The sequence below is a fragment of the Winogradskyella helgolandensis genome (assembly GCF_013404085.1).
Taxonomy (GTDB): domain Bacteria; phylum Bacteroidota; class Bacteroidia; order Flavobacteriales; family Flavobacteriaceae; genus Winogradskyella; species Winogradskyella helgolandensis.
Genome location: NZ_JABFHO010000001.1, coordinates 3,105,336 through 3,128,185, shown reverse-complemented (window position 1 = coordinate 3,128,185; position 22,850 = coordinate 3,105,336). Strand labels below are relative to the sequence as shown.

Here is a 22,850-nt window from a genome sequence, read left to right as displayed (position 1 = left end):
ATATTTTTATTGCTACAAAATGAAGCAAGGATTAGCTATTACGTGTAGTATTTTTGTGCTTAAGATTTTAACTTAAGATTTAGGAGGAAAATATTTGTCTTTTCAACGTACCCAAGAAAAATTAAAAATACTTGCAGATGCTGCAAAGTATGATGTATCGTGCTCGTCTAGCGGAAGTAAACGTGCCAATACCAATAAAGGATTAGGAGATGCTTCAGGCATGGGAATTTGTCATTCCTATACCGAAGATGGTCGCTGTGTATCTTTATTAAAAATTCTATTAACTAATCACTGCATTTTTGATTGTGCTTATTGTGTTACCCGAAAAAGTAATGATGTAAAGCGCGCTGCTTTTAAAGTGCAGGAAGTGGTGGATCTAACCATTAATTTTTATCGTAGAAATTATATTGAAGGGCTTTTTCTAAGTTCAGGTATATTTAAAAGTGCCGATTACACCATGGAACGCTTGGTGGCTGTCGCGAAGAAATTAAGATTAGAAGAAAACTTTAACGGTTATATTCATTTAAAATCTATTCCTGGAGCTTCGGATGAATTGATGCGTGAAGCCGGATTATACGCAGATCGGTTAAGTGTTAATATTGAAATTCCCACAGAAGCCGGACTCAAAAAATTAGCACCAGATAAAAAGCGTGAAGATTTTATAAAACCGATGATTAAGGTGAAAAATGAAATCATTCAATATAATGCCGAAAAGAAAATCATTAAGAGCACACCTAAATTTGCACCAGCTGGTCAAAGCACTCAGATGATTATTGGAGCGAGTGGTGAGAATGATTTTCAGATTATGCAAACGTCTAATCATTTTTATAAGAACTATAATTTAAAGCGTGTATATTATTCGGGTTACGTGCCTATAAGTTATGATAATCGTTTACCGCAAATAGGAAGCGCTGTGCCGATGCTTCGGGAAAATAGATTGTATCAAACCGATTGGTTAATGCGTTTTTATGGTTTTGATGTCAGTGAAATTTTAAACGAACAACATCAGAATTTAGATTTAGATGTAGATCCCAAATTGAGTTGGGCTTTGCGAAATCTCCATGAATTTCCTGTTGATGTGAATACCGCAGACCAGCGGATGTTAGCCCGAATTCCTGGTTTAGGCATGAAGTCCGTGTTTAAAATTATAAATGCCAGACGCTTTAGAAAATTGAATTGGGAACATCTAAAAAAAATAGGGGTTGCTTTAAATAGAGCACAATACTTTATGGTTTGTGATAGTAATCAGTTTGAAAAACGAGATTTAACCTCAGAAAAGATAAAAGGCTTAATCCTTCAGAATTCAACGAGTAAGTATCAGAAAATGTTGAGTAATCAATTAAGTTTATTTGGATAGATGCAAGCAAAAAATCTTATTTACGATGGCACTTTTGACGGCTTTTTATCAGCAGTTTTTTATGTGTTTGAATTCAAATTAAAAGGGGTAACCATTCAAAATGAATTTACCGTACAACAAGGTTTGTTTTCAGAGAATGAACGTATTATTACTGATGAAATTAAAGCTAATCGTGTATGGAATGGCATAAAATCGAAGTTGTCATCTAACGGCAGTTACCAATTATATTATGCTTTTTTAAGTGAAGTAGTAGGAGTAGAGGATTTACTTTTAGATTTTATACAGTATGCATTTTCGCAAAGGAAAAAAGTAGATAAAGATTATTCGCATCCTTCAATTTTAAAAACAGCCCAAATCGCAAAATCTGTAGGTAGAGAAAAGCATCGTATGGAAGCTTTTGTGCGCTTTCGGTTGACCAAAGATGACATCTATTTTGCGAGTATTGAACCTGATTTTAATGTCTTGCCTTTAATAGAAAAACATTTTAAAAGACGTTATGCCGATCAAAAATGGGTGATTTATGATATAAAGCGTGGCTATGGATTATTTTATGACTTAGAAAAAGTAGAACTTATAAATATGGATTTTCCTGAGAATTTCAACTTTACTAAAACCGACGATGCGTTTTTCGCCACTCAAGAATTTGAATTTCAAAAACTATGGCAAGATTATTTTAAAGCCACCAACATTGAATCGCGTAAAAACATGAAACTTCATATTAGACATATTCCAAAACGCTATTGGAAATATTTAAGTGAGAAGCAACCTAATTAGATTTTAGTTGACTTACGTAAGCTTTTGCCCAATCTTCAATACGCGGACCAAAACATTCTAAAATAGCATCGACACCAATCACGCTGCCTTTTGCTAAACGACCTAAAACAGCAATAGGAACATCGTCTTTATCTTCTGGTGTAATAACATAACCATCAGAAGTTGTTTCAATTCCTAATTTTGAATGGATAGGTTGTATCAAATCATTTTGAAGTAAATTTTTAATCAGAGGAGTGTTAACTTCAAGTAATTTTGGTGCGTCAAGAACACTATTGATCATCACAGAGCAGGTAACGGATTCGTTTTTGGAATTCGTTAAGGTCCAGCCTTCAGCTACTAAGTCTATTTTAGGATCAGTGACAAAATCTAGTGTTAAAATTTCGGCATCAATTAATGCTAAAACTTGCTGCATACTTTCAATTGGTGGTCCGTAAGAATAGCGTTTGCTACGCTCATCTAAGGCAATCACTTTTTCAATAATATCATTGTTCACCTTAGCATGCGAAAAAGCTTTGTACAACGTCGGCTGACAATGACGCCAAACTTGTCCGATACAATAATCAAGTGAAATAGGAATGGTTCCTAAAGCCATATCAATATAATTCTGAATTAGCTTATACGTGGAAATATTATAATCTTGAATTAAAGGATGACTAAAATTCTCATCAGTTAACCAACTTAAAATAATTACCTTTAATTCTGCTTTGCTTAATGAATGCGAAACACTTTTGTCTTTTAAGTTTAAATAGATGCGAGATGTGATTTTGGCAAAAGGATCTGTTAAAAAATCAATGGAATCTATTTCAGTTGATTGTTGTGAAACGGCTTCAATTTCAGATTTAAAAAATTCTAATTCTTCTTTCGTAGGTTGGTACCATAAATCAATGCTTTCGTTTAACGGTTTTGGAACTAAGGGTAAGCCGTCTAAAGAAAACGGAATTAGTTTTAAGTCTTGCACTTTACTTTTATAATAAATGGTTTCAAAAGTGTCCTTATTAATCACTTTAAAATTACCAAAATCATTAATAGTGAGATAACGCATCACGTCAACCATAGCCAAACCAAAACCTCTTAAACCTATATTGATATCCGTTTTATCTTTAACATGCTTTAGTTGGGTAATTGGGTAAGCGTTTTCATAAAGCGATAAGGATTTATAAGATGCCACATGCGATTGCCATTTTTTTAATTGGTCAGATGGCGTTGTAGATTGGTGTCCAATGGTTAGAAGTAAATCATCATATGTCCAAGCATTATTATAAGTTACAATTTCTAGTTTAGAATCTTTTAAATTAATGTTTCTAACTTCCGCTTTAATAAACTTAAAAGACTCTAATTCTTCTAAAGCAATCTCTATTGAATTGTATCTCGCATTAAGATAGTTCCCGAGTTTGTTACGTGCCGGAAAAGTATCAGGTTCATTCCTCTTTTGAGAAAATTGACACCACTCATGATAAGACGGAAACCCATCAATTATGGCATTATTATATACTATTTCAGGTCGTTTTTCAATACCAACTAAAGCACGTTCTGTTATGTTAATCCAATTAGAATCGGGTTGCGACTTATCCCATACATTTCCAGTTCCTGGGTTGCTAGAGGCATCAAAAACATGTATGCCAATATGAGAGCCGGCTTTACTCAATTCAATGAGTAAGTTCTCTAAAGCGTATAGACCTCGTGGTCCCATGCCAACGATTGCAAGTTGTTTCATAGGGATTAAAATTAATCAAAAAAACCACCTCGTAAAAGGTGGTTTTCAATATATAAATTATAACTTTTTTTTAAAATTGGTATCTAATTCCTAAAGCAATATCAAAGTCTAAATCATCATTGTAATCTCCGAAACCAAGTTCTGGTCTAAAATCTAGAGACAATAATAAAGGAAAATCAAAACTATATTCTATTCCTACATCACCTGCAACAAACACAAATGTGTCACTAAAATCATCACCATTGTTATTATCGTAGCTATAAGAACCTAAACCTCCACCAGCACCAGCGTACCAGTTAAAACCACCTTCTATATTCCAAACCCATTGGTATAATCCTGCAAGTTTAAAACCATCATAATTATTTCCGCTTCTCCAACCTAAATCTACTTCTAATCTATTGTTGTCACCAAGTGCACGTTGATATGTTACTTCCGTACCAAAGCCATCACTATCACCTAATCTTAATCCAATAGCATTGTCTGCGATCTCTTGTGCATTAGTAAAACTTGCAAATCCTATGGCAAATACACCTAATAAAAATAATTTCTTCATAATAAAATTGAGTTTAAATTCTTAGTTTTAGCAATAATTTAATTGCTTTTCATCATAACGACAAAATTATATCAAAATTGGATGACGAAGCTTATTTTTAAGACAAAATTATAACTCGTATCAATCCATTATTAACGCTTATGCATATTATCAACGTTGAAGAACTTAAAACTCTAAAATTTAACTTAGAAGGCGAGTTTCATTATGATGACTTAATGCGCAAGCTCTATGCAACGGATGCTTCGGTATATCGAAAACTACCTTTAGCTGTTGCAATTCCAAAAACTAATAAGGATTTAAAATTATTAATTGAATTCGCAAAAACCAACCAAACCTCTTTAATTCCTAGAACTGCCGGAACATCATTAGCTGGTCAATGTGTTGGAGAAGGTATTGTTGTTGATATCTCAAAACATTTCACCCGAATTATTAATATTAATGAATCTGAAAAAACCGTAACTGTTCAACCAGGAGTCGTAAGAGATGAACTTAATAATTATTTAAAACCATTCGGCTTATTTTTTGGTCCAAATACATCAACGTCTAACCGTTGTATGATTGGTGGTATGGTTGGTAATAATTCATCAGGAACCACATCTATTCAATATGGAGTAACACGAGATAAGGTTTTAAACCTAAAAACCATTTTAAGTGATGGAAGTGAGGCTGAGTTTTCGAGTATTACATCGGAAGAATTTCAGCAAAAATTAAAATTAGAGTCACTTGAAGGTGCGATTTATAGCACTATTTATAAAGAATTAAAACCTGAAAGTGTTCAAAATCAAATTCGTGATAATTTCCCTAAACCAGAAATACATCGCAGAAATACAGGCTATGCTATAGATGAATTAATTAAATCTGATGTACTTTCAAATTTGGTCACTGAGCGTGATCAAAGTGTGAATTTCAACATGTGTCAACTGTTATCAGGAAGCGAAGGCACACTAGCGTTTACAACAGAAATCACGTTGCAATTAGATGTTTTACCACCAATTGAAAGTGCAGTGGTTGCGCTTCATTTTGAAAGTATTGAATGGTGTTTAAAGGCAGTTTCCCACGTTATGAAACATAATCTTCATACCTGTGAAATGATGGATGATTCCATATTAAATCTTACGAAGCACAATAAAACACAGCAAGAAAACAGAGCTTTCATTGTAGGTAATCCTATGGCGATTTTGATGTGTGAACTTAAAGCACATACTCTTGAAGAGCTTCAATTAGCTATCGATGCTTTATTGATAACTATAAACACATTAAACCTTAGTTATGCTAACCCTGTTTTAAGAGGTGATGACATTGAGAAATCTGTAGAATTACGAAAGGCAGGCTTAGGTTTATTAGGAAACATTATTGGAGATAAAAAAGCCGTGGCTTGTATTGAAGACACAGCAGTTACTTTAAAAGATTTGGATAATTACATTTCTGAATTTACAGCACTGATGACATCCTATAATCAAAATGCGGTTTATTATGCGCATGCTGGAGCAGGTGAGTTGCACTTAAGACCAATATTAGATTTAAAACAACCTGAAGACGTTGTGTTATTCCGGAAAATCACAACAGACGTTGCACATTTAGTAAAGAAATATAAAGGCTCAATGTCTGGCGAACATGGAGATGGCATCGTTCGTGCGGAGTTTATTCCTCTAATGATTGGTGAGGCGAATTATAAAATTATTAAACGTATAAAGTCGGCTTTTGATCCTCATACTATTTTTAATCCTGGTAAAATTGTAGATGCCTATCCAATGGATCAAAATTTACGCTATAAAGTTGGGAGAAAAGAGCCTCAAATTGAAACTCTATTAGATTTTTCACGTTCTGAAGGTATTTTGCGGGAAGCTGAGAAATGTAACGGTTCAGGTGATTGTAGAAAATTACCCGAATTTGGTGGTACCATGTGTCCGAGTTATCGCGCGACTAAAAATGAAAAAGATACAACCAGAGGGCGAGCCAATGCACTTCGAGAGTTTTTGACCAACTCTGAAAAGGAAAATAAATTTGATCACAAAGAACTTAAAGCTGTTTTCGATTTATGTCTGAGTTGTAAAGCGTGTTCAAGTGAGTGTCCAAGTAGTGTAGATGTGGCCAGTTTAAAAGCCGAATTTCAATACCAATATCAGAAGGCAAATGGAGTGCCTTTACGCACCAAATTATTCGCCTATAATAATAAAATTAATGGTTATGTGAGTCGTATTCCTAAGCTCACTAATTTTATGTTTTCTAATGGATTTACAAGTGCAATTATAAAATCTGTTGGTGGTATTGCCAAAGAACGAAGTTTGCCTTTGATATCGAGTAAAAGTTTATATAAAGAATTTCAAGATTCACAAAATAAAATAGTTACAGATAATTACACTAAAGAAGTTATTTTGTTTAATGATGAATTTACAAATCATTTGGATACCGAAATAGGTAAAGATGCGATTACACTTTTAAGCCGTTTAAATTATAAAGTCACTATCATTTCACATTCAGAATCTGGTCGTGCAATGCTTTCAAAAGGCTTGCTTGCAGACGCAAAAAAAGCAGCTAATAAAAACGTTTCAAAATTAAAATATCGCATTACAGAAAGCACACCTCTAATTGGTATTGAGCCTTCTGCTATTTTAACTTTTAAAGATGAATATATTCGGTTAGCGGATGATAAAGAAGGAGCTAAATCTATTGCAAAACACACGTTTTTAATTGAAGAATTTATTCAGCAAGAAATCGAATTAGGACATATAAAGCCAGACCAATTCACTAAAGAAACAAAAAACATAAAGTTTCATGGTCATTGTCATCAAAAAGCATTGTCTAATCAAAAATCGAGTTTTGACGTTTTAAATTTACCCGAAAATTACAAAGTAACCATTATTCCTAGTGGCTGTTGTGGTATGGCTGGCAGTTTTGGTTATGAAAAAGAACATTACGATGTTAGTATGACAATTGGCGAACAAACCTTATTTCCTTCAGTTAGAAAAGCATCAAAAGAAACGCTTATTTCTGCAAATGGGACAAGTTGTAGACATCAAATAAAAGACGGAACAGGAAGAGTGGCTAAGCATCCAATAAGCATATTAAAAGACGCTCTACTTTAATCGTTATCTTTATTCTTTTTCTTTTTATCAGATTTTGGTTGTTCCACTATGGTTATGGCTGCAATTAAATCTTTAATGTCCATATCCTTAATATCTTCATCGGCATAAAAAGCGGACAATTTATCCTCGTTGTAGTTGTAGATTTTCCAACGTTTAAATTGATACTCTAGAGCAGTGAAATTTTCCACCCAATCGCCAGAATTTAAATAGGTTGTTTTGCCTTGTTTATTTTTCTTTATTAACATTTTTGGTTGGTGAATGTGTCCACAAATCACATAATCATAACCGTTTTCTATTGCTAAATCCGTGGCGACTTCTTCAAAATCACTGATATATTTTACAGCTCCTTTTACGCCGTTTTTTATCTTTTTGGATAACGAATACCGCTCTTTACCCATCTTATCTGAAAACCAATTTGTTAATTGATTAATGAGAATTAAAAAATCATAACCCCAACCACCAAGCTTAGCTAACCATTTTGCATTTTGAATTGAAATATCAAAAACATCACCATGAAAAAACCATGCACGTTTTCCGTCTAGCTCTAAAACCAATTTATTTACAATTGAAATATTTCCTATTTCAGTATCCGTAAACTTTCGTAACATTTCATCATGATTTCCAGTAATATAAATGACCTCAGTGCCATTGGCTGCAAAATCCATTATTTTCTTAATAACGCTAAGGTGTGATTTAGGAAAGTAACGTTTTTTAAATTGCCAAATATCAACTATATCACCATTGAGGATTAGTTTTTTGGGCTCAATGCTATTCAGATACGTTAATAATTGTTTGGCTTGGCAACCGTAAGTGCCAAGATGCACATCTGAAATGACTGCTATTTCTATTTTTCGTCTTATTTTCACAGGGTTTAAAATCAATTTAACAAAGAACTTTAATAAACTTAATATTTAAGTTATGCTAGAATTAACTCTCTATGAGGAAAATGTTATTATTGTATTACCTAAATATTATGAGGTTCAAAAAAAAACAATATTTAATAGTAAAAACAGGAAATACGGTAAGTCATTTTCGTTTTTATAATATTACAATTACATTAGCGTAAAATAAATTGCAATGGCAGGAAATTCATTCGGAAAATTATTTAAACTTACAACTTACGGTGAATCACACGGTAAAGCAATTGGAGGCATTATAGACGGCTGTCCATCAGGAATAAAGCTCGATTTAGAGGCTATTCAATACGAATTAGATCGCAGAAAACCTGGGCAATCTAAAATAGTTACTCAACGTAAAGAACCAGATACGGTAGAATTTTATTCAGGTGTTTTTGAAGGTTACACCACAGGAACTCCAATTGGTTTTGTAATCCACAACACCAATCAGAAATCTAAAGACTACACACATATCAAAGATGTGTACCGTCCTAGTCATGCCGATTACACCTATGATAAAAAATATGGAGTAAGAGACTATAGAGGAGGAGGACGAAGTTCTGCTCGCGAAACAGCATCACGAGTGGTTGCGGGTGCAATTGCAAAACAAATGATTAGCACTATTAAAATAAATGCATTTACCTCTTCGGTAGGTGAAATTTTTATTGATAAACCGTATCAAGATTTAGATTTTAGTAAAACTGAATCTAATGTTATTCGTTGCCCAGATGAAGCTACAGCAGAGAAAATGATTACCAAAGTAGAAGAAATTAAAAAACAAGGCGATACCATAGGAGGTACAATCACTTGCGTTATCCAAAATGTACCAATTGGTTTAGGTGAACCTGTTTTTGATAAGCTTCATGCGGAATTAGGAAAAGCCATGTTATCCATAAATGCCGTAAAAGGTTTTGAATATGGAAGTGGATTCTGTGGTGCAAAAATGAAAGGAAGTGAGCATAACGATTTGTTTAATGAAGATGGCACTACAAAAACCAATTTATCCGGTGGAGTGCAAGGTGGCATTTCTAACGGTATGGATATCTATTTTAGAGTCGCTTTTAAACCCGTGGCAACAGTTATTCAAAAACAAGATGCCTTAAATAGTGCTGGTGAAATTGTAGAAATGCAAGGTAAAGGCAGACACGATCCTTGCGTAGTGCCAAGAGCAGTACCAATTGTTGAGGCTATGGCAGCTCTAGTAATAGCAGATAATGTACTCTTGAGAAGACAAGAGTCTCGTGATTGGTAAGAAGGGTTTCAAAACCATTGAGGTCTGGGACGGGTTCGAAATATAATTAAGTTTAATTAAAAAGATTCCTGCTTTGGCAGGAAGTAAGAATGAAAAAACTAGCACTACATTGGAAGATTATTATAGGAATGGTTCTCGGAATCATTTGGGCTTTACTATCAAGCACAATGGGTTGGAGTCAATTCACTATAGATTGGATTGATCCCTTTGGAACTATTTTTATCAATCTATTAAAGCTAATTGCTGTTCCATTAGTGTTATTTTCTATAATTAGTGGTGTTGCTAATATTGGAGACCCAAAGAGTTTAGGTAGAATGGGAGGTAAGACCTTAGGCATTTACTTAATCACAACAATAATGGCGATTTCGTTAGGATTACTCTTAGTCAATGTCATTAAACCAGGTGAACTTATTGATGAACAAAGTAGAATCGATAACCGTATCAGCTATGAAATTTGGGCTGCAAGTGAAGGTCATGTTATAAAAGATGGTATAAACTATCTTCAAGATCCAGAATTTTTTGAACGCGCTCAAGAGATTTCGGAATTATCTAAAAGCGAATTAAAAGAAGCTTCTGTAGCAGATAAAATGGAAACGGTTAAAAGTCGCAAAGAAACCACACCGTTACAACCACTAGTAGATATTGTTCCTAGTAACTTTTTCCATTCGTTATCCAATAATGGGTTAATGTTACAAATTATCTTTTTTGCTATTTTCTTTGGTGTGTGTTTATTGTTTGTACCAACAGAGAAGTCACAACCTGTACTCAATTTAGTAAATGGAGTTAATGACGTCTTTCTTAAGATGGTTGATATTGTTATGCAAGGTGCTCCGTTTTTTGTATTTGCTCTGTTAGCAGGTGTTGTAAGTAAAATGGCCGGTGATGATATTGGTAAGGTCGTCGAGATTTTCAAAGGATTAAGTTGGTACTCAATTACCGTTTTAGCAGGCTTGCTTTTAATGATATTTGTAATTTATCCACTGATTTTAAAGCTTTTTGTAAAGCAAATACCCTATAAAGGCTTTTTTAAATCTATGAGTCCTGCGCAAACTTTAGCATTTTCAACATCGAGTAGTGCGGCCACACTTCCGGTAACTATGGAGTGTGTAGAAGAAAACTTAGGTGTCGATAAAAAAATAAGCAGTTTTGTACTTCCTATTGGAGCAACCGTTAATATGGATGGTACAAGTATGTATCAAGCTGTTGCAGTTATATTTTTAGCGCAAATGCATATGATAGATTTAACAATAGGGCAACAAATAACTGTAGTATTAACAGCAACTTTAGCTTCTATTGGTTCAGCAGCTGTACCAAGTGCAGGTTTAGTAATGTTGATTATTGTATTGAGTTCTGTGGGATTAAATCCTGCTTGGATTGCTATTATTTTTCCAGTAGATAGAATATTAGATATGTTTAGAACTGTGGTGAATGTTACAGGTGATGCCACGGTATGTTCCATTATTGCAGACGGTGAAAATATGTTAGATTACCATGATCATGAAAATCCAACAGAGACGTTCGATTTAGATTCTTAAGTTTCCATGTATTGAAATATGATAAATTATTTTAACTTTATACAATTCAAACTAGCAACTAAAAAATGAAATGCAATTTAGTGTGTCGTATTCAATCCCATAGATTAGATGTGTAATCAGTTGGAAATAAAACATTTAAATTCAGATTTAGTTTCGGTTGAATGGCTTCATACACACCGTGATGCTACTAATTTAATAGTGCTAGATGCCACAATTAATAAGGTGATCAGTCCTGATTCAACACGAATTCCCAATGCTAGATTTTTTGATATTAAACAAAAATTTAGTGATATTTCGGCACCTTTTCCAAGTACTTTACCTTCCAAAGAACAATTTCAAAAAGAAGCGCAGTTATTAGGAATTAATAATGATTCTGTCATTGTGGTTTATGATGATAAAGGCATTTATTCAAGTGCAAGAGTTTGGTGGTTATTTAAGGTTTTTGGTTTTAAAAATGTCGCTGTTTTAGATGGAGGCTTACTACAATGGCAACAAGAAGGTTTTCAAGTTGATAATTATGCAGATGAAGTGTATCCTTTGGGTGATTTTGTTGCAGAATTCCATGCACATTTAATGACAGACTTTAACGGTGTTAATGAATTCCGCAATGAGAAAGACACTTTAGTTGTTGATGCGCGTTCTGAAGATCGTTTTCTGTGTAAGGTAGACGAACCCAAAGAAGGCTTGCGACGAGGCACTATTCCGAATTCTAAAAATTTACCCTACACCGTATTATTTGATGGTAATACAATGAAGACAAAAGACGAACTTCAAACCATCTTTGATGATTTAGTAGAAAATGAAACTCAAATGGTTTTTAGTTGTGGCTCAGGTATTACAGCTTGTATTTTAGCGTTGGCTGCCACACTTTGTAAATATAATGAATTAATAGTCTATGATGGCTCATGGACAGAATATGGAAGTTTAACCCAAAATAAGTAATGAAAACAATAGATTGGACAAAAGACGAACTCGTCGCCTACATTTTACTATTTGCAGCTAATGCTGATTTTAAAGAAACACCTGAAGAGCGTGATTTTATTATCTCTAAGGTAGATAAAGAAACCTTTCAAGAAATTCATGAAGAGTTTAATAGAGATAACGACTACCAAGGTCTAAAGAAAATTACAACAAGTTTAGAGCAACATCTTTACGATAAGGATGATATTGACTTGCTACTAGAGGATATTAAAGTCTTATTTTTTAGTGATGATGATTTTGATATTACTGAACAAAACATGCTTAAGTCATTGACACGTTTGTTTAAAGCGAATTAAAAAAAGCCTCAAAACGAAAATAGTTTTTCTATCATAATTAATGACACTTACAGAAAGTTAGACAAGCTTCCTGTGAGAATTAAACTCATTCCCAACTAACAGAAGTTAGGGTTTAATTGATACTATTTTGCTTTGAGGCTCTGTTAAGTTATAAGTTAACGCGCTTTCCTTTCGGAAATTTTACGGAATAGGAATGTTTAACATTTTCTGTTGCACTAGATTTTAAATTAAAAGTCCACTTTAAGATACCTTTGTCTTCATCATAGCTAGAGTTTCCAGTTTCAATGTCATCAATCTTTATGGTTTTAGCCTGACTTTTAGGAATGCGATCTAAAACAGTTAATTGAATATCGGATTGTTTGTTATTTTTAATTTCAATTTCAAAAGCTTTTTGAATCACTTTATTATTTCCAATAAATGTAGTCTTTTTAAAATCATTAAGCTGCTTACGCTTCACAATAATATTAGGATCTACTCCAAGTGACACTGTTAAACTATCTGTTGTTGCGCTCGGATTAATGTTTGTTTTACCAGAATAACTCCCTTCAAAATACACATTAGCTTCTGCAGGTAATAAATTGTACTGTTCCCAATTTCCGATTTTAGCAGTTAAGAAGACATTCTCATTTAAAACAGGTGCTGCAAAATAATTATAGGTTGCAGGCACACTGAATTTATCGATTTCAATGACGGAAATATCGCCATCAGAAGGAATACTGTGTTTTTTATTAATTTCGAATCTGGTATTGGTAATGCCTGTTTCTACGACATGTCCTGTTGCTGTATAATTTACAGGTTTTACATCTTCCTCAAAGTCATCATCTATCATTAATTGGACTTTATTTATAAATCCTGGTGTTTTAAACGTTTCTTTAGTTGTTGTGCCATAACCAACCACAACAACTTCATCCAAAGTATTAACATCATCATCAAGAGTTACGTTCATAATACTAGAATGAATAGGTAATTCTTCCGTCTTCATGCCAACATAGGAATACACAATACTATTACCTGTGGTTGTTTTTAATGTGTAACGACCATCGAAATCAGTTTGTATGCCATTAGAAGTTCCTTTTTCAATGACACTAACTCCTGGTAATGGTAGACCATCAGATGAAGTCGATACTACACCAGAAACATGTTTCACCAATGGATTGTACTTATAGTTATAACTTCTGGTGGCACGTTGCGATTGGTAATTATTGTAACCACTTATAAAATTTAAATACTTAGGGTTTACAACTGGTTTTTCATTATTGGTATTAGGGTCACTTGTAGAAAGCACCAAATTAATATCAGTCCAGTCGCAACCAGAATTCTGAAAGACATGTGCTTTATATTCTAAACTAATTGGGCTATTAATTTTCTCTGCTTTTAGATCGTAAATAGGAAACCAACCTGCATTTTTGATGTTGTATTTCAGTTTTAAATTTAAAGATGTTGCGATATCACTATTCAATTTTAGTGTAATCTCACCGGTTTGTACTTTTTCATCAACGTTTAATTCTAATAATTGTTTAGTAATATCAGCCTTTGATTCTTCATGCTTTTCAATTTCGGAATTAGATTTGTTAATATCAATTTTTAACTCTGTAATTCGTGTTCTATAATAGGTAGCAAAAGTTTTAAGCTTTTCTAAACTTACGACTTCAGATGCATTACCTAATTTCTTATTATTCTGAATAAGACTTAACTCTTCGTTGTAACCAGATATTAAATTGTATTGATAAATAATTTTATCATCTAATAATTTCAATTCATTTTGTAGTGTTAAAATAGAATCGTTTTGCTTTTGTTTAGATAAATAATTGATCCCATAATTAATAGATAGAATAGAGGCGTCCTTTAATCCTGAAATTTGAATACTGCTTTCCTCAATATATGGTGATAAACCGTTAAACGTAATTTCTGATTTACCTGAATTGAGTTTTACTGAAGATTCACGGTTAATTTCAGCACCATCTAAATATACGGTAACTGTTTTAATTTTACTTGGTTGCTGAAATGCATTAGTGAATTGTACTCCTAATAAAAATATAAAAATAAGAAGTGTTTTTAAGAATTTTGGTTGTGTGATCATAAGTTAAAAAATTAATAGTTTCTCAAACTTATGGCAATCCTATGCATAGTAGAATCTTAAATGAGTGAAGTAGATGTTCTAAGAAGTAAACATAAGGGATCACTTAGTAAAACAATGACTACTTAAATGTCATTGGTGGATATAATTTGCATTTTTAAAACCTAAATCAATTTTATAGGGACTTATATCGAGTTTTTTATGCCACTTTTGTAGAAGTATATAAATTTACACCAATAAAATAATGTGCTATTAATCAATTCGTTATTACCCTCAATATGGAGTTGAAAATAACTTTTTGTTTACATTAGTTTTAAGTAAGTTGTTAATTTAACGAAGCCTTTTCACTGGTTATGAAAAGGCTTTTGTATTATGTTCCTTTTTATAAAAATTTAAGTTTTTTAAAACCGGTCTATCAAAATCTTCGTAGGTAGAGAAACAAACAATTTAAAACTTAAACGATGAAAACGAAAACATTTATTTCCACATTAACATTGACAGTTGCATTATTATTTGGAACGTCTACAATGGCTCAAAGTAAAATGGCAAAGGATACAAAAATGGTTGGTGGTGCAGAAATGTATCCTACTAAAGATATCATAACCAATGCCGTAAATTCTAAAGATCATACCACCTTAGTTGCGGCAGTAAAAGCTGCAGACTTAGTAGAAACTTTACAAGGAGATGGTCCTTTTACAGTATTTGCTCCAACTAATACAGCATTTGAAAAGCTACCAGAAGGAACAGTTGCTACATTATTGAAGCCCGAAAACAAAGGAAAACTGCAATCGGTATTAACCTACCACGTCATTGCAGGGAAGTTTAGTGGTAAAGACATTATGAAAGCCATTAAAAAAGGTGGTGGGAAAGCGACGTTTAAAACCGTAAACGGAGCTATGATCACAGCAATGATGGATGGAAAAAGTCTCATATTAAAAGATGAATCGGACAATAAATCTATGGTAACTATAACCGATGTAAATCAATCTAATGGTGTTATTCATGTTGTTGATACTGTTGTATTGCCAGGCATGTAAAAAATATAGTTTTTTGGTTGGATAAAGAATTAGTATAAGATTATTGGTTGGTGTTAATACTAATTCTTTGAAGCACAAGTTTAAACGCTTGTGCTTTTTTTTATATATTTAAGTCTCATTCCTAGACATTGTATGAATCCTAAAATAAAAACTTGTTCTGAAATAAAAGTGATTGGATTATCTTCCAATATTAAAATGAACGAACAGCATAAAATCATAGCACTTTGGAAACAGTTTATGCCAAAAAAACACGAAATAGAAAATTTGGTGTCTGAAGAATTAATAGCCATGCAAATCTTTAGTTTAGAGCAAAATGGAGACCCTAAAGAAGATTTTGAAATTTGGGCATGTGCGGAAGTAACAGATTTTAAATCCATACCCCAAAACATGAAAAGTTATACCATTCCTGCTGGTACATATGCTTTATTTCCACAAAAAGGCATGGATGCAAGTCTAACGTATCAAAAAATCATGACCAAATGGTTACCAGCATCAAGTTATGTTATAGATAATAGACCGCATTTTCAAGTGATGGGAGAAAAGTATAAAAATGGCAGTTCGGATTCTGAAGAGGATTTTTATGTGCCGGTAAAAGCGAGATTATGATAAAATTATGTTATGTTTTAATCCTTTTTTAAATTTATATAAGTTATGAATGTTGAAAAAAATGTTTCTAGACTAATAATTATCTTATGTTTAGTTCTTTCTTTTCTGTCCTGTAAAAAATCAGCTGCTCATATAAAATTTATTACTGTACCTAATGATAGTATAATTGGCCAAGCAATTATAGGTGAAAGTTTAAGGTCTGTAGATTATTCTCCAAAAGGTAAGTTTATTAAAATTATTTATCCTGATTCAGGACTTTGGAAAAGAATTAAGATAAAAGGATCTAATAAAATACTAAGTTCAAAATTATTTTTTGATGATAATGATTTGATACGTAGTAATATATATGATGATTTACATTATGGAGAGTATCAAATCTCATATGTGTCAAGTTTTAATGATACAATCGATGAGAAATTAAGCTTTTATGATAATATAGAATTAATGCTTCCTAAAAAACTATCTAAGTTTTACAGTGAGGTATCTATTGATGATTTATATATCAATAATCTCAAGCAGAACGATACTTTGCAATTATTATATCAAAATTATGGGTGTTTAGGTAATTCTGAAACACTCACGGAATTTATATATACAGATGATAAAATCATTCAAAGATTATATGAAAAATCTAATAACAATTGGATATACGTAGCAAATAAGCATATTAAACAAAATCTAATTAGTTTTGTATCTAAAGCAAAAAAACTAAATAAGCGTAACGTAGATTTATGCTCATCTGACGAAATGTATATTTTTAGAAAAAAGAACACTAACAAAATTTCAATTATAAATGATAAATCTTGTGAATTAATAGAAGACATTGAGCACATTTTATACCCTAAACAATCTAATTAATTGTTCTTAAAACCCAACCCTAAAATCACAACCACTCTTATAATTACTACAGCCAAAAGCCGTTTTGCCTTTTAAAACTTGTCCTGTTTTACACTTAGGACATGCATCTCCAGCCTTAAGTGTTGGCTTTTTAATGGTTTGCTTAGGCTCAAATTTCAGTTTAAAGTTCTCATTAAAACGCAGCAAACCTTCCTGTAAATTCCCTTTTACGTTAAAGCCTTTTAAATTGACTGTAGAACCTTTGGTTATTAATCTAATATATTGCTTTTCAGATATTTTCTTTCCGCCTAAACTAAACGGTAAGGTGAAATCACAGGATTTACCATAAAGACTACAACCATAAGCCGATTTACCTTTTACAAGTGAACCCGTTTTACATTTAGGACAAGCACTTCCAACTAAAGCTTTGGTTTGTGTTTTCGACTTCGCTTTTGGTTTGGATTTAGAGTTTCCGGCAGGTTTGTTATTTACTGCCGAGATTCGGGTTTGTACCTTTTCACTACGTACTTCGTAAACTAAAGCATCAACCATGCGTTTCATACCCCTTATAAAAGCACTTGCTGTGTAATCTCCTTTTTCAATATCTTTTAATTGCTTTTCCCAAGTACCAGTGAGTTCCGCAGATTTTAAGAGTTCATTCTGTATGGTATCAATCAGTTGAATACCTGTAACCGTAGGTAAGATCTGTTTTTTGTTTCGTTTGATGTATTTACGTCTAAACAATGTTTCAATAATATTGGCACGTGTAGACGGACGACCAATACCATTCTCCTTCATTAAATCTCTTAATTCATCATCTTCAACTTGTTTACCTGCTGTCTCCATGGCACGTAAAAGAGTCGCTTCCGTATAATAATTTGGTGCTTTTGTCTGTTTTTCTAAAAACGATGGTTCGTGTGGTCCTTTTTCTCCTTTTACAAAAGTTGGTAATAAATTATCTTTTGAAGAATTCGTTGTTGTCGAATTGTCTTTCTTCTCAAAAACCACTCTCCAACCTTTAGATAAAATTTCCTTTCCTGTCGTTTTAAAATTTACATCTGCCGCTTTTCCAATGACTGTGGTATTCGACACTTTACAATCATCATAAAAAACAGCAATAAAACGTTTTACAATAATATCATAAACTTGCTGCTCATTGTATTGCAAGTGTGTTTGCATTCCGGTTGGAATGATGGCATGGTGATCGGTTACTTTTTTATCGTTAAAAACTCGCGCTGACTTCTTAATCTTTTTACTTAAAATAGGTGTCGTAAGACTCGAATAATCAGTTAATTTAGATAAGATGTCTTTTACTTTTGGGTAGACATCATTTGGTAAAAATGTGGTATCTACTCTTGGGTAAGTCACTGCTTTTTTCTCGTATAATTTCTGTGCTATTTTAAGGGTGTCATCTGCTGAAAATCCAAATTTCGTGTTACAGTAAACTTGCAATCCTGTTAAATCGAATAATTTTGGTGCATACTCCGTTCCTTTCTTTTTAGTAATAGAAACGATTTCAAAGTCGTGTTCTTTTACTTTTTTTGCTAAAATCTCTCCATCTTCCATTTTGAGAAAACGACCTTCTTCATAACTAAAAAGTGTATCTCTATAAAGGGTTTGTAATTCCCAATAAGGCTGTGGTACAAAGTTTTCAATTTCTTTAAAACGATTTACAAGCATGGCAAGGGTAGGAGTTTGAACACGTCCTACAGATAATACCTGTTTGTAGCCACCATGTTTAACCGTATATAATCGTGTGGCATTAATTCCTAAAAGCCAATCACCAATAGAGCGCGAAAAGCCAGCGTAATAAAGATTATCGTAATTTTTGGAAGGTTTTAAATTCTTGAAGCCTTCTTTTATCGCTTCAGTCGTTAAAGACGAAATCCATAAGCGTTGCACTTCGCCTTTATAATTCGCTTTGTTAATCACCCAACGTTGAATCAACTCTCCTTCTTGGCCAGCATCACCACAGTTAATGACAACATCTGCTTTATCAAACAAACTTTTAACAATCTTGAATTGCTTCTTAATTCCATCATTATTAGCCACCTTAACTTCAAATTTTTCCGGAAGCATAGGTAAGTTGTTTAAATCCCAACTTTTCCAATACGGTTTATAATCAGCAGGTTCAAATAAAGTACAAAGATGTCCAAATGTGTAAGTTACCGCATAACCATTGCCTTCATAGTAGCCATCACGCTTGGTGGTAGCTCCTAATACAGAGGCAATTTCTCTAGCAACACTGGGTTTTTCGGCAATACAGACTTTCAAATTGGCTTGATTATTTTTGAAGGTGCAAAGTACTGAATTTTCAAAATATTAAACCAGAAATAAAGGAATTGATTATCGTAATGTCGTTTATATTATGAATAAAAATGACGGAAAAGATCGAGTCACATTCAAGATAAAAATAAATTCTTTTTTCAGCTAGTCAGAATCAAGTCTTTGGTCTTGACTCTATAAGAGCAACGTTCTGTTGTCTTTTTTTAAAACTCTAAAAGTAATTTTTGACCAATTTTTAATGGAGACGATTGTTTAATCGCATTGGTTGTGCAAAGTCTTGAAATAGACATATTATTACGTCGCGATATGGCGTAAAGCGTATCTCCTTTTTGTACCACATATAGTTTAGGTTGCTTGGCTAAACTTGCTAAAGCCGCTTCCTCAGCGGATTTAATCACCTTAACTTTACTGACTTGTCTTGAGTTGTGATACCTAGCATGTGTCCATTGTTGTGTTACCCAAACTTGCTCGGATCTGATAGCATTTTTAGATGAAAAATCGAAAAGATATTCTGGGTGAATATGTTCTCCTTTATAACTCAATTCTAAATGAAGATGACTACCTCTAGAATTTCCAGTATTGCCTCCTTTACCTAAATATTGCCCTTTTGCGATGGTGTCATTTGCGGTAACTCCGATATGTGATAAATGGGCGTACGTAGATTCTAAACCATTGTAATGACGCACAACAACCGTATTCCCAAACCCATTTACATATTTTGCGATACGCACAATACCGTCTAGTATCGTAACGACAGTATCACCAGTAACTAAATCAATATCAATACCGTTATGAGGTCTGCCTCTTCGCCATCCATAACGCGATGTAACCACTTTAGTATGTGGAACAGGTGACGCATAAGTGCTGTCTGTAAAATTTAATTCTAATGGAAATTGTTGAACCGTATCAACGTATGGATTATATAATGTGTTATCCCAATGATCGGCTTTAATATCTATTTCTATAGCTTTTTTTGTTATCAGTGGAATCTCAACAGTTTTAATAATAGTACCTCTGTTGATTTTATAGGTTTGTAATTCAATTTTTAAAGAATTGGGAAGCGAATCATTTTGAGTGAATCCTAATAATGAACCACACAAAAAAGCAATACTAATAAAAATGTATTTCATAGAGGGAAAAATAATCTAATAAGCTTTTGAAACGTAAATATATAATAATTATTGTTTAGTCATAACAATCAATGCTAAAGCTAATTACAGGTATTTGTTTATTACGTTTTTATATGGGTTAGAACTACTTGTAAATGAGTTAAGTTAGAGTGTTAAGTTCACTTAATTTTGACCTATTGCAACAAGGGATTTTTTGTAAGATTAAGAAAGATTAAGAAAGTTCAAGGCGTTTAGTTTGACGTTTTGGTTAGGTTGGAAAAGGCATCAATTTACTTGATGCCTTTTTTTGTGTGACAAAGTGTTGTAAATTTGCAACTTCTAAAGATAATCCGAAATAAAATTTATGTCTCAAACAAATCAAGCTGTTCAAGAAAAAAAAACCGATAAAGAATTATATGACTACCAACAAGGTGCCATAAGTCAGATTTTCGAAAAGTTTGATTCGGAACGCGACGATTATCACTTATTATATCAGTTACCAACAGGTGGTGGAAAAACGGTTATCTTCTCAGAAATGGTGCGTCAGTACTTGAAAAACCATAATAAAAAGGTTTTAATAATGACACACAGAGTGGAGCTTTGTAACCAAACGTCTAAAATGCTAGATGGGTTTGGTGTGACCAATAAAGTGATTAATAGTAAGGCAAATTTAGATGATCAAGCAGACTATTCTTGTTTTGTTGCCATGGTTGAAACTCTAAATAATCGATTAAATGAAGATTTATTAGATATTTCAGATGTTGGTTTGGTAATTATTGATGAAGCGCATTATAATTCATTTACTAAGCTTTTTAAGTTTTTCGAGAAATCTTTTATTCTTGGAGTAACAGCAACACCTTTAAGTTCTAATAAAGAGTTACCAATGAAGGATAACTACGACGAACTTATTACCGGTGAAACCATTGAGAGCCTTATTGAAAATGAGTTTTTAGCACGAGCAGAAACGTATGCTTATGACATGGGTTTAACGTCTTTAGAAGTCGGTTCTAATGGTGATTATACCGTAAAATCGTCTGAAGATTTATATTCTAGTCCAGCAATGCTTCAAAAATTAGTAGATGCATACAAAAAGCATTCACTAGGGAAAAAGGCTTTGATCTTTAATAATGGTATTAATACATCAATCAGTGTGTATTATGCTTTTAAGGAAGCAGATTTGCCAATTATGCACTTAGATAATACGGCAACAAAGAAACAACGAAAGCAGATTTTACAGTGGTTTCATGAAACTCCAGATGCTATTTTAACGTCTGTAAGTATCTTAACGACTGGTTTTGATGAACCAACCATTGATACCATTATATTAAATAGAGCAACAAAATCTTTAACCTTATATTACCAAATGATTGGTCGTGGGTCTCGTATTTTGAATAATAAATCGAAATTTACAACCATTGATTTAGGAAACAATTTATATAGATTTGGACCTTGGGGAGCCGATTTAGACTGGCAATTAATCTTTAAGTCTCCAAATTGGTATGCGGACAGAATAAAGGATGATGATGCTATTGAATCTACTTTTAAACACGATTTATCAGATGAAGTTAAAGAAGAATTCTCTAAGTCTGAAGAAACCTATTTTGACATTAAGCAAACTTACAAAGATGCTGTAGATAGTGGAGAATCTTCAAAAGTGGTATTAGAACGTTCTATAGAACAGCATGCCAAAATTTGTATAGAAAATAGCGAAGATGTTTATGATGCATTAGCCTTAGCTAAATTGTTAAAAGACGATATCAATCAACGTATTGAAACGTATGCAAAATGTATTAGTAGAAGTACTTATAATTTCTTAAAATGGTTAAAAGATGATTATCAGAAAAAATTAAATTCGTATTTACGAACTAATTTTGATGAGAAATTTGAGGAAATTCACGGGTTTCCGCCTGAAGATTAAAGGTTTATAATAAAAGGTATTAAATAGATTTTGTATTGTAAAATAGCGTAATTTTGCGCCTTATTTTAAAATACTAAAAATGAAACGCATTAGTCAATACAAAAAGCTTTTTTCTATAGAAGATTCAATTAATCTTAAAGATTTAAAAAAGACCTATAGAAACTTAGTAAAAGAATGGCATCCAGATAAATTTCAAGATGGAGATGCTGGACAAGAAGAAGCAGAATTAAAGAGTGTTGAAATCATTGATGGTTATCATTTTTTAGTGAGTATTGCTCCAGAAACAAAAGCGGCTAACCTTGAAGAGTACACTGATACTATAACGAATTCTACGATTTTAGATTTTCAACATAAAGGATTGCTTTTAGAAATTACATTTCAAGATGGTGCAACTTATGAGTATTTTGGAGTGCCTAAAGGTGTATTTATCAAATTTTTAAATTCAGATAAACAAATGCGTTTTGCAAGACGAAGCATCTTTAATTCGTATACGTATAGAAAGTCGAAGAAAGAACTTCAAGACGCATAATATAGAG

General features: G+C 32.8%; 18 protein-coding genes. 12 read left to right on the top strand and 6 right to left on the bottom strand.

Going from position 1 to position 22,850, the window contains the following annotated elements:
• Nucleotides 1-94: 94 nt before the first annotated feature.
• On the top strand, nt 95-1,357 hold the full coding sequence (locus tag HM992_RS13145) for a putative DNA modification/repair radical SAM protein (RefSeq protein ID WP_179319993.1): 1,263 nt from the start codon (nt 95-97) through the stop codon (nt 1,355-1,357).
• On the top strand, nt 1,358-2,131 hold the full coding sequence (locus tag HM992_RS13140) for a TIGR03915 family putative DNA repair protein (protein WP_179319992.1): 774 nt from the start codon (nt 1,358-1,360) through the stop codon (nt 2,129-2,131).
• Here HM992_RS13140 and HM992_RS13135 read toward each other — a convergent pair.
• Both HM992_RS13135 and HM992_RS13130 read right to left on the bottom strand, forming a co-directional pair.
• Nucleotides 2,124-3,845 carry an FAD/NAD(P)-binding protein gene (locus tag HM992_RS13135; RefSeq protein WP_179319991.1) on the bottom strand — a complete coding sequence of 574 codons (1,722 nt, stop codon included), beginning with the start codon at nt 3,843-3,845 and terminating at the stop codon, nt 2,124-2,126. The genes HM992_RS13140 and HM992_RS13135 overlap by 8 nt on opposite strands.
• A 70-nt stretch (nt 3,846-3,915) precedes the next feature.
• Nucleotides 3,916-4,398, bottom strand: a complete 483-nt coding sequence (locus tag HM992_RS13130) for a hypothetical protein (protein ID WP_178985425.1) — start codon at nt 4,396-4,398, stop codon at nt 3,916-3,918.
• 140 nt (nt 4,399-4,538) lie between these two features.
• Between HM992_RS13130 and HM992_RS13125 the strand changes: the two genes are divergently transcribed.
• Nucleotides 4,539-7,484 (top strand): FAD-binding and (Fe-S)-binding domain-containing protein, encoded by a 2,946-nt coding sequence (locus HM992_RS13125; protein WP_179319990.1) that lies wholly within the window; start codon nt 4,539-4,541, stop codon nt 7,482-7,484.
• On the opposite strand, the gene HM992_RS13120 is transcribed toward HM992_RS13125, so the two are convergent.
• Nucleotides 7,481-8,350 carry a UDP-2,3-diacylglucosamine diphosphatase gene (locus HM992_RS13120; protein WP_178985423.1) on the bottom strand — a complete coding sequence of 290 codons (870 nt, stop codon included), beginning with the start codon at nt 8,348-8,350 and terminating at the stop codon, nt 7,481-7,483. The two genes, HM992_RS13125 and HM992_RS13120, sit on opposite strands and share 4 nt — an antisense overlap.
• Nucleotides 8,351-8,561: 211 nt before the next feature.
• Between HM992_RS13120 and aroC the strand changes: the two genes are divergently transcribed.
• The 4 genes from aroC to HM992_RS13100 all read left to right on the top strand — a co-directional run bounded on the left by aroC (nt 8,562) and on the right by HM992_RS13100 (nt 12,444).
• On the top strand, nt 8,562-9,632 hold the full coding sequence (aroC, locus tag HM992_RS13115) for a chorismate synthase (protein ID WP_179319989.1): 1,071 nt from the start codon (nt 8,562-8,564) through the stop codon (nt 9,630-9,632).
• Between the two features lie 89 nt (nt 9,633-9,721).
• Nucleotides 9,722-11,167, top strand: coding sequence for a dicarboxylate/amino acid:cation symporter (locus tag HM992_RS13110; RefSeq protein WP_178985421.1), 1,446 nt, complete (start codon nt 9,722-9,724; stop codon nt 11,165-11,167).
• A 120-nt stretch (nt 11,168-11,287) separates the two neighbouring features.
• Nucleotides 11,288-12,109: a sulfurtransferase gene (locus HM992_RS13105; RefSeq protein ID WP_229720494.1), complete on the top strand. Its 822-nt coding sequence runs from the start codon at nt 11,288-11,290 to the stop codon at nt 12,107-12,109.
• Nucleotides 12,109-12,444 carry a hypothetical protein gene (locus tag HM992_RS13100; protein ID WP_178985419.1) on the top strand — a complete coding sequence of 112 codons (336 nt, stop codon included), beginning with the start codon at nt 12,109-12,111 and terminating at the stop codon, nt 12,442-12,444. The genes HM992_RS13105 and HM992_RS13100 overlap by 1 nt, the downstream gene beginning before the upstream one ends.
• 148 nt (nt 12,445-12,592) lie before the next feature.
• Here HM992_RS13100 and HM992_RS13095 read toward each other — a convergent pair whose 3' ends face one another.
• Nucleotides 12,593-14,524: a DUF4139 domain-containing protein gene (locus tag HM992_RS13095; protein WP_179319987.1), complete on the bottom strand. Its 1,932-nt coding sequence runs from the start codon at nt 14,522-14,524 to the stop codon at nt 12,593-12,595.
• 458 nt (nt 14,525-14,982) lie between these two features.
• On the opposite strand from HM992_RS13095, the gene HM992_RS13090 reads away from it, so the two are divergent.
• The 3 genes from HM992_RS13090 to HM992_RS13080 all read left to right on the top strand — a co-directional run bounded on the left by HM992_RS13090 (nt 14,983) and on the right by HM992_RS13080 (nt 17,022).
• Nucleotides 14,983-15,558 (top strand): fasciclin domain-containing protein, encoded by a 576-nt coding sequence (locus tag HM992_RS13090; protein WP_179319986.1) that lies wholly within the window; start codon nt 14,983-14,985, stop codon nt 15,556-15,558.
• Between the two features lie 132 nt (nt 15,559-15,690).
• Entirely contained in the window at nt 15,691-16,164 is a 474-nt protein-coding gene (locus HM992_RS13085; RefSeq protein WP_179319985.1) for a GyrI-like domain-containing protein, read from the top strand.
• Between the two features lie 45 nt (nt 16,165-16,209).
• Nucleotides 16,210-17,022, top strand: coding sequence for a hypothetical protein (locus HM992_RS13080; protein WP_179319984.1), 813 nt, complete (start codon nt 16,210-16,212; stop codon nt 17,020-17,022).
• A 6-nt stretch (nt 17,023-17,028) separates the two neighbouring features.
• Here the strand turns inward: HM992_RS13080 and HM992_RS13075 are convergent, their stop codons facing one another.
• On the bottom strand, nt 17,029-19,275 hold the full coding sequence (locus HM992_RS13075; RefSeq protein ID WP_179319983.1) for a type IA DNA topoisomerase: 2,247 nt from the start codon (nt 19,273-19,275) through the stop codon (nt 17,029-17,031).
• A gap of 215 nt (nt 19,276-19,490) precedes the next feature.
• On the bottom strand, nt 19,491-20,417 hold the full coding sequence (locus HM992_RS13070; protein WP_179319982.1) for a M23 family metallopeptidase: 927 nt from the start codon (nt 20,415-20,417) through the stop codon (nt 19,491-19,493).
• 343 nt (nt 20,418-20,760) lie between these two features.
• Here HM992_RS13070 and HM992_RS13065 point away from each other — a divergent pair, with 343 nt between their 5' ends.
• Both HM992_RS13065 and HM992_RS13060 read left to right on the top strand, forming a co-directional pair.
• Nucleotides 20,761-22,314: a DEAD/DEAH box helicase gene (locus HM992_RS13065; protein WP_178985412.1), complete on the top strand. Its 1,554-nt coding sequence runs from the start codon at nt 20,761-20,763 to the stop codon at nt 22,312-22,314.
• Between the two features lie 79 nt (nt 22,315-22,393).
• Nucleotides 22,394-22,843, top strand: a complete 450-nt coding sequence (locus HM992_RS13060) for a KTSC domain-containing protein (RefSeq protein ID WP_179319981.1) — start codon at nt 22,394-22,396, stop codon at nt 22,841-22,843.
• Nucleotides 22,844-22,850: the final 7 nt, after the last annotated feature.

Bases quoted from the DNA above. Each gene is read 5' to 3' on its own strand.
- HM992_RS13065 (WP_178985412.1), top strand. From the start codon at position 20,761: ATGTCTCAAACAAATCAAGCTGTTCAAGAAAAAAAAACCGATAAAGAA.
- HM992_RS13070 (WP_179319982.1), bottom strand. From the start codon at position 20,417: ATGAAATACATTTTTATTAGTATTGCTTTTTTGTGTGGTTCATTATTA.
- HM992_RS13085 (WP_179319985.1), top strand. From the start codon at position 15,691: ATGAATCCTAAAATAAAAACTTGTTCTGAAATAAAAGTGATTGGATTA.
- HM992_RS13090 (WP_179319986.1), top strand. From the start codon at position 14,983: ATGAAAACGAAAACATTTATTTCCACATTAACATTGACAGTTGCATTA.
- aroC (WP_179319989.1), top strand. From the start codon at position 8,562: ATGGCAGGAAATTCATTCGGAAAATTATTTAAACTTACAACTTACGGT.
- HM992_RS13110 (WP_178985421.1), top strand. From the start codon at position 9,722: ATGAAAAAACTAGCACTACATTGGAAGATTATTATAGGAATGGTTCTC.
- HM992_RS13100 (WP_178985419.1), top strand. From the start codon at position 12,109: ATGAAAACAATAGATTGGACAAAAGACGAACTCGTCGCCTACATTTTA.
- HM992_RS13095 (WP_179319987.1), bottom strand. From the start codon at position 14,524: ATGATCACACAACCAAAATTCTTAAAAACACTTCTTATTTTTATATTT.
- HM992_RS13060 (WP_179319981.1), top strand. From the start codon at position 22,394: ATGAAACGCATTAGTCAATACAAAAAGCTTTTTTCTATAGAAGATTCA.
- HM992_RS13135 (WP_179319991.1), bottom strand. From the start codon at position 3,845: ATGAAACAACTTGCAATCGTTGGCATGGGACCACGAGGTCTATACGCT.
- HM992_RS13140 (WP_179319992.1), top strand. From the start codon at position 1,358: ATGCAAGCAAAAAATCTTATTTACGATGGCACTTTTGACGGCTTTTTA.
- HM992_RS13080 (WP_179319984.1), top strand. From the start codon at position 16,210: ATGAATGTTGAAAAAAATGTTTCTAGACTAATAATTATCTTATGTTTA.
- HM992_RS13125 (WP_179319990.1), top strand. From the start codon at position 4,539: ATGCATATTATCAACGTTGAAGAACTTAAAACTCTAAAATTTAACTTA.
- HM992_RS13130 (WP_178985425.1), bottom strand. From the start codon at position 4,398: ATGAAGAAATTATTTTTATTAGGTGTATTTGCCATAGGATTTGCAAGT.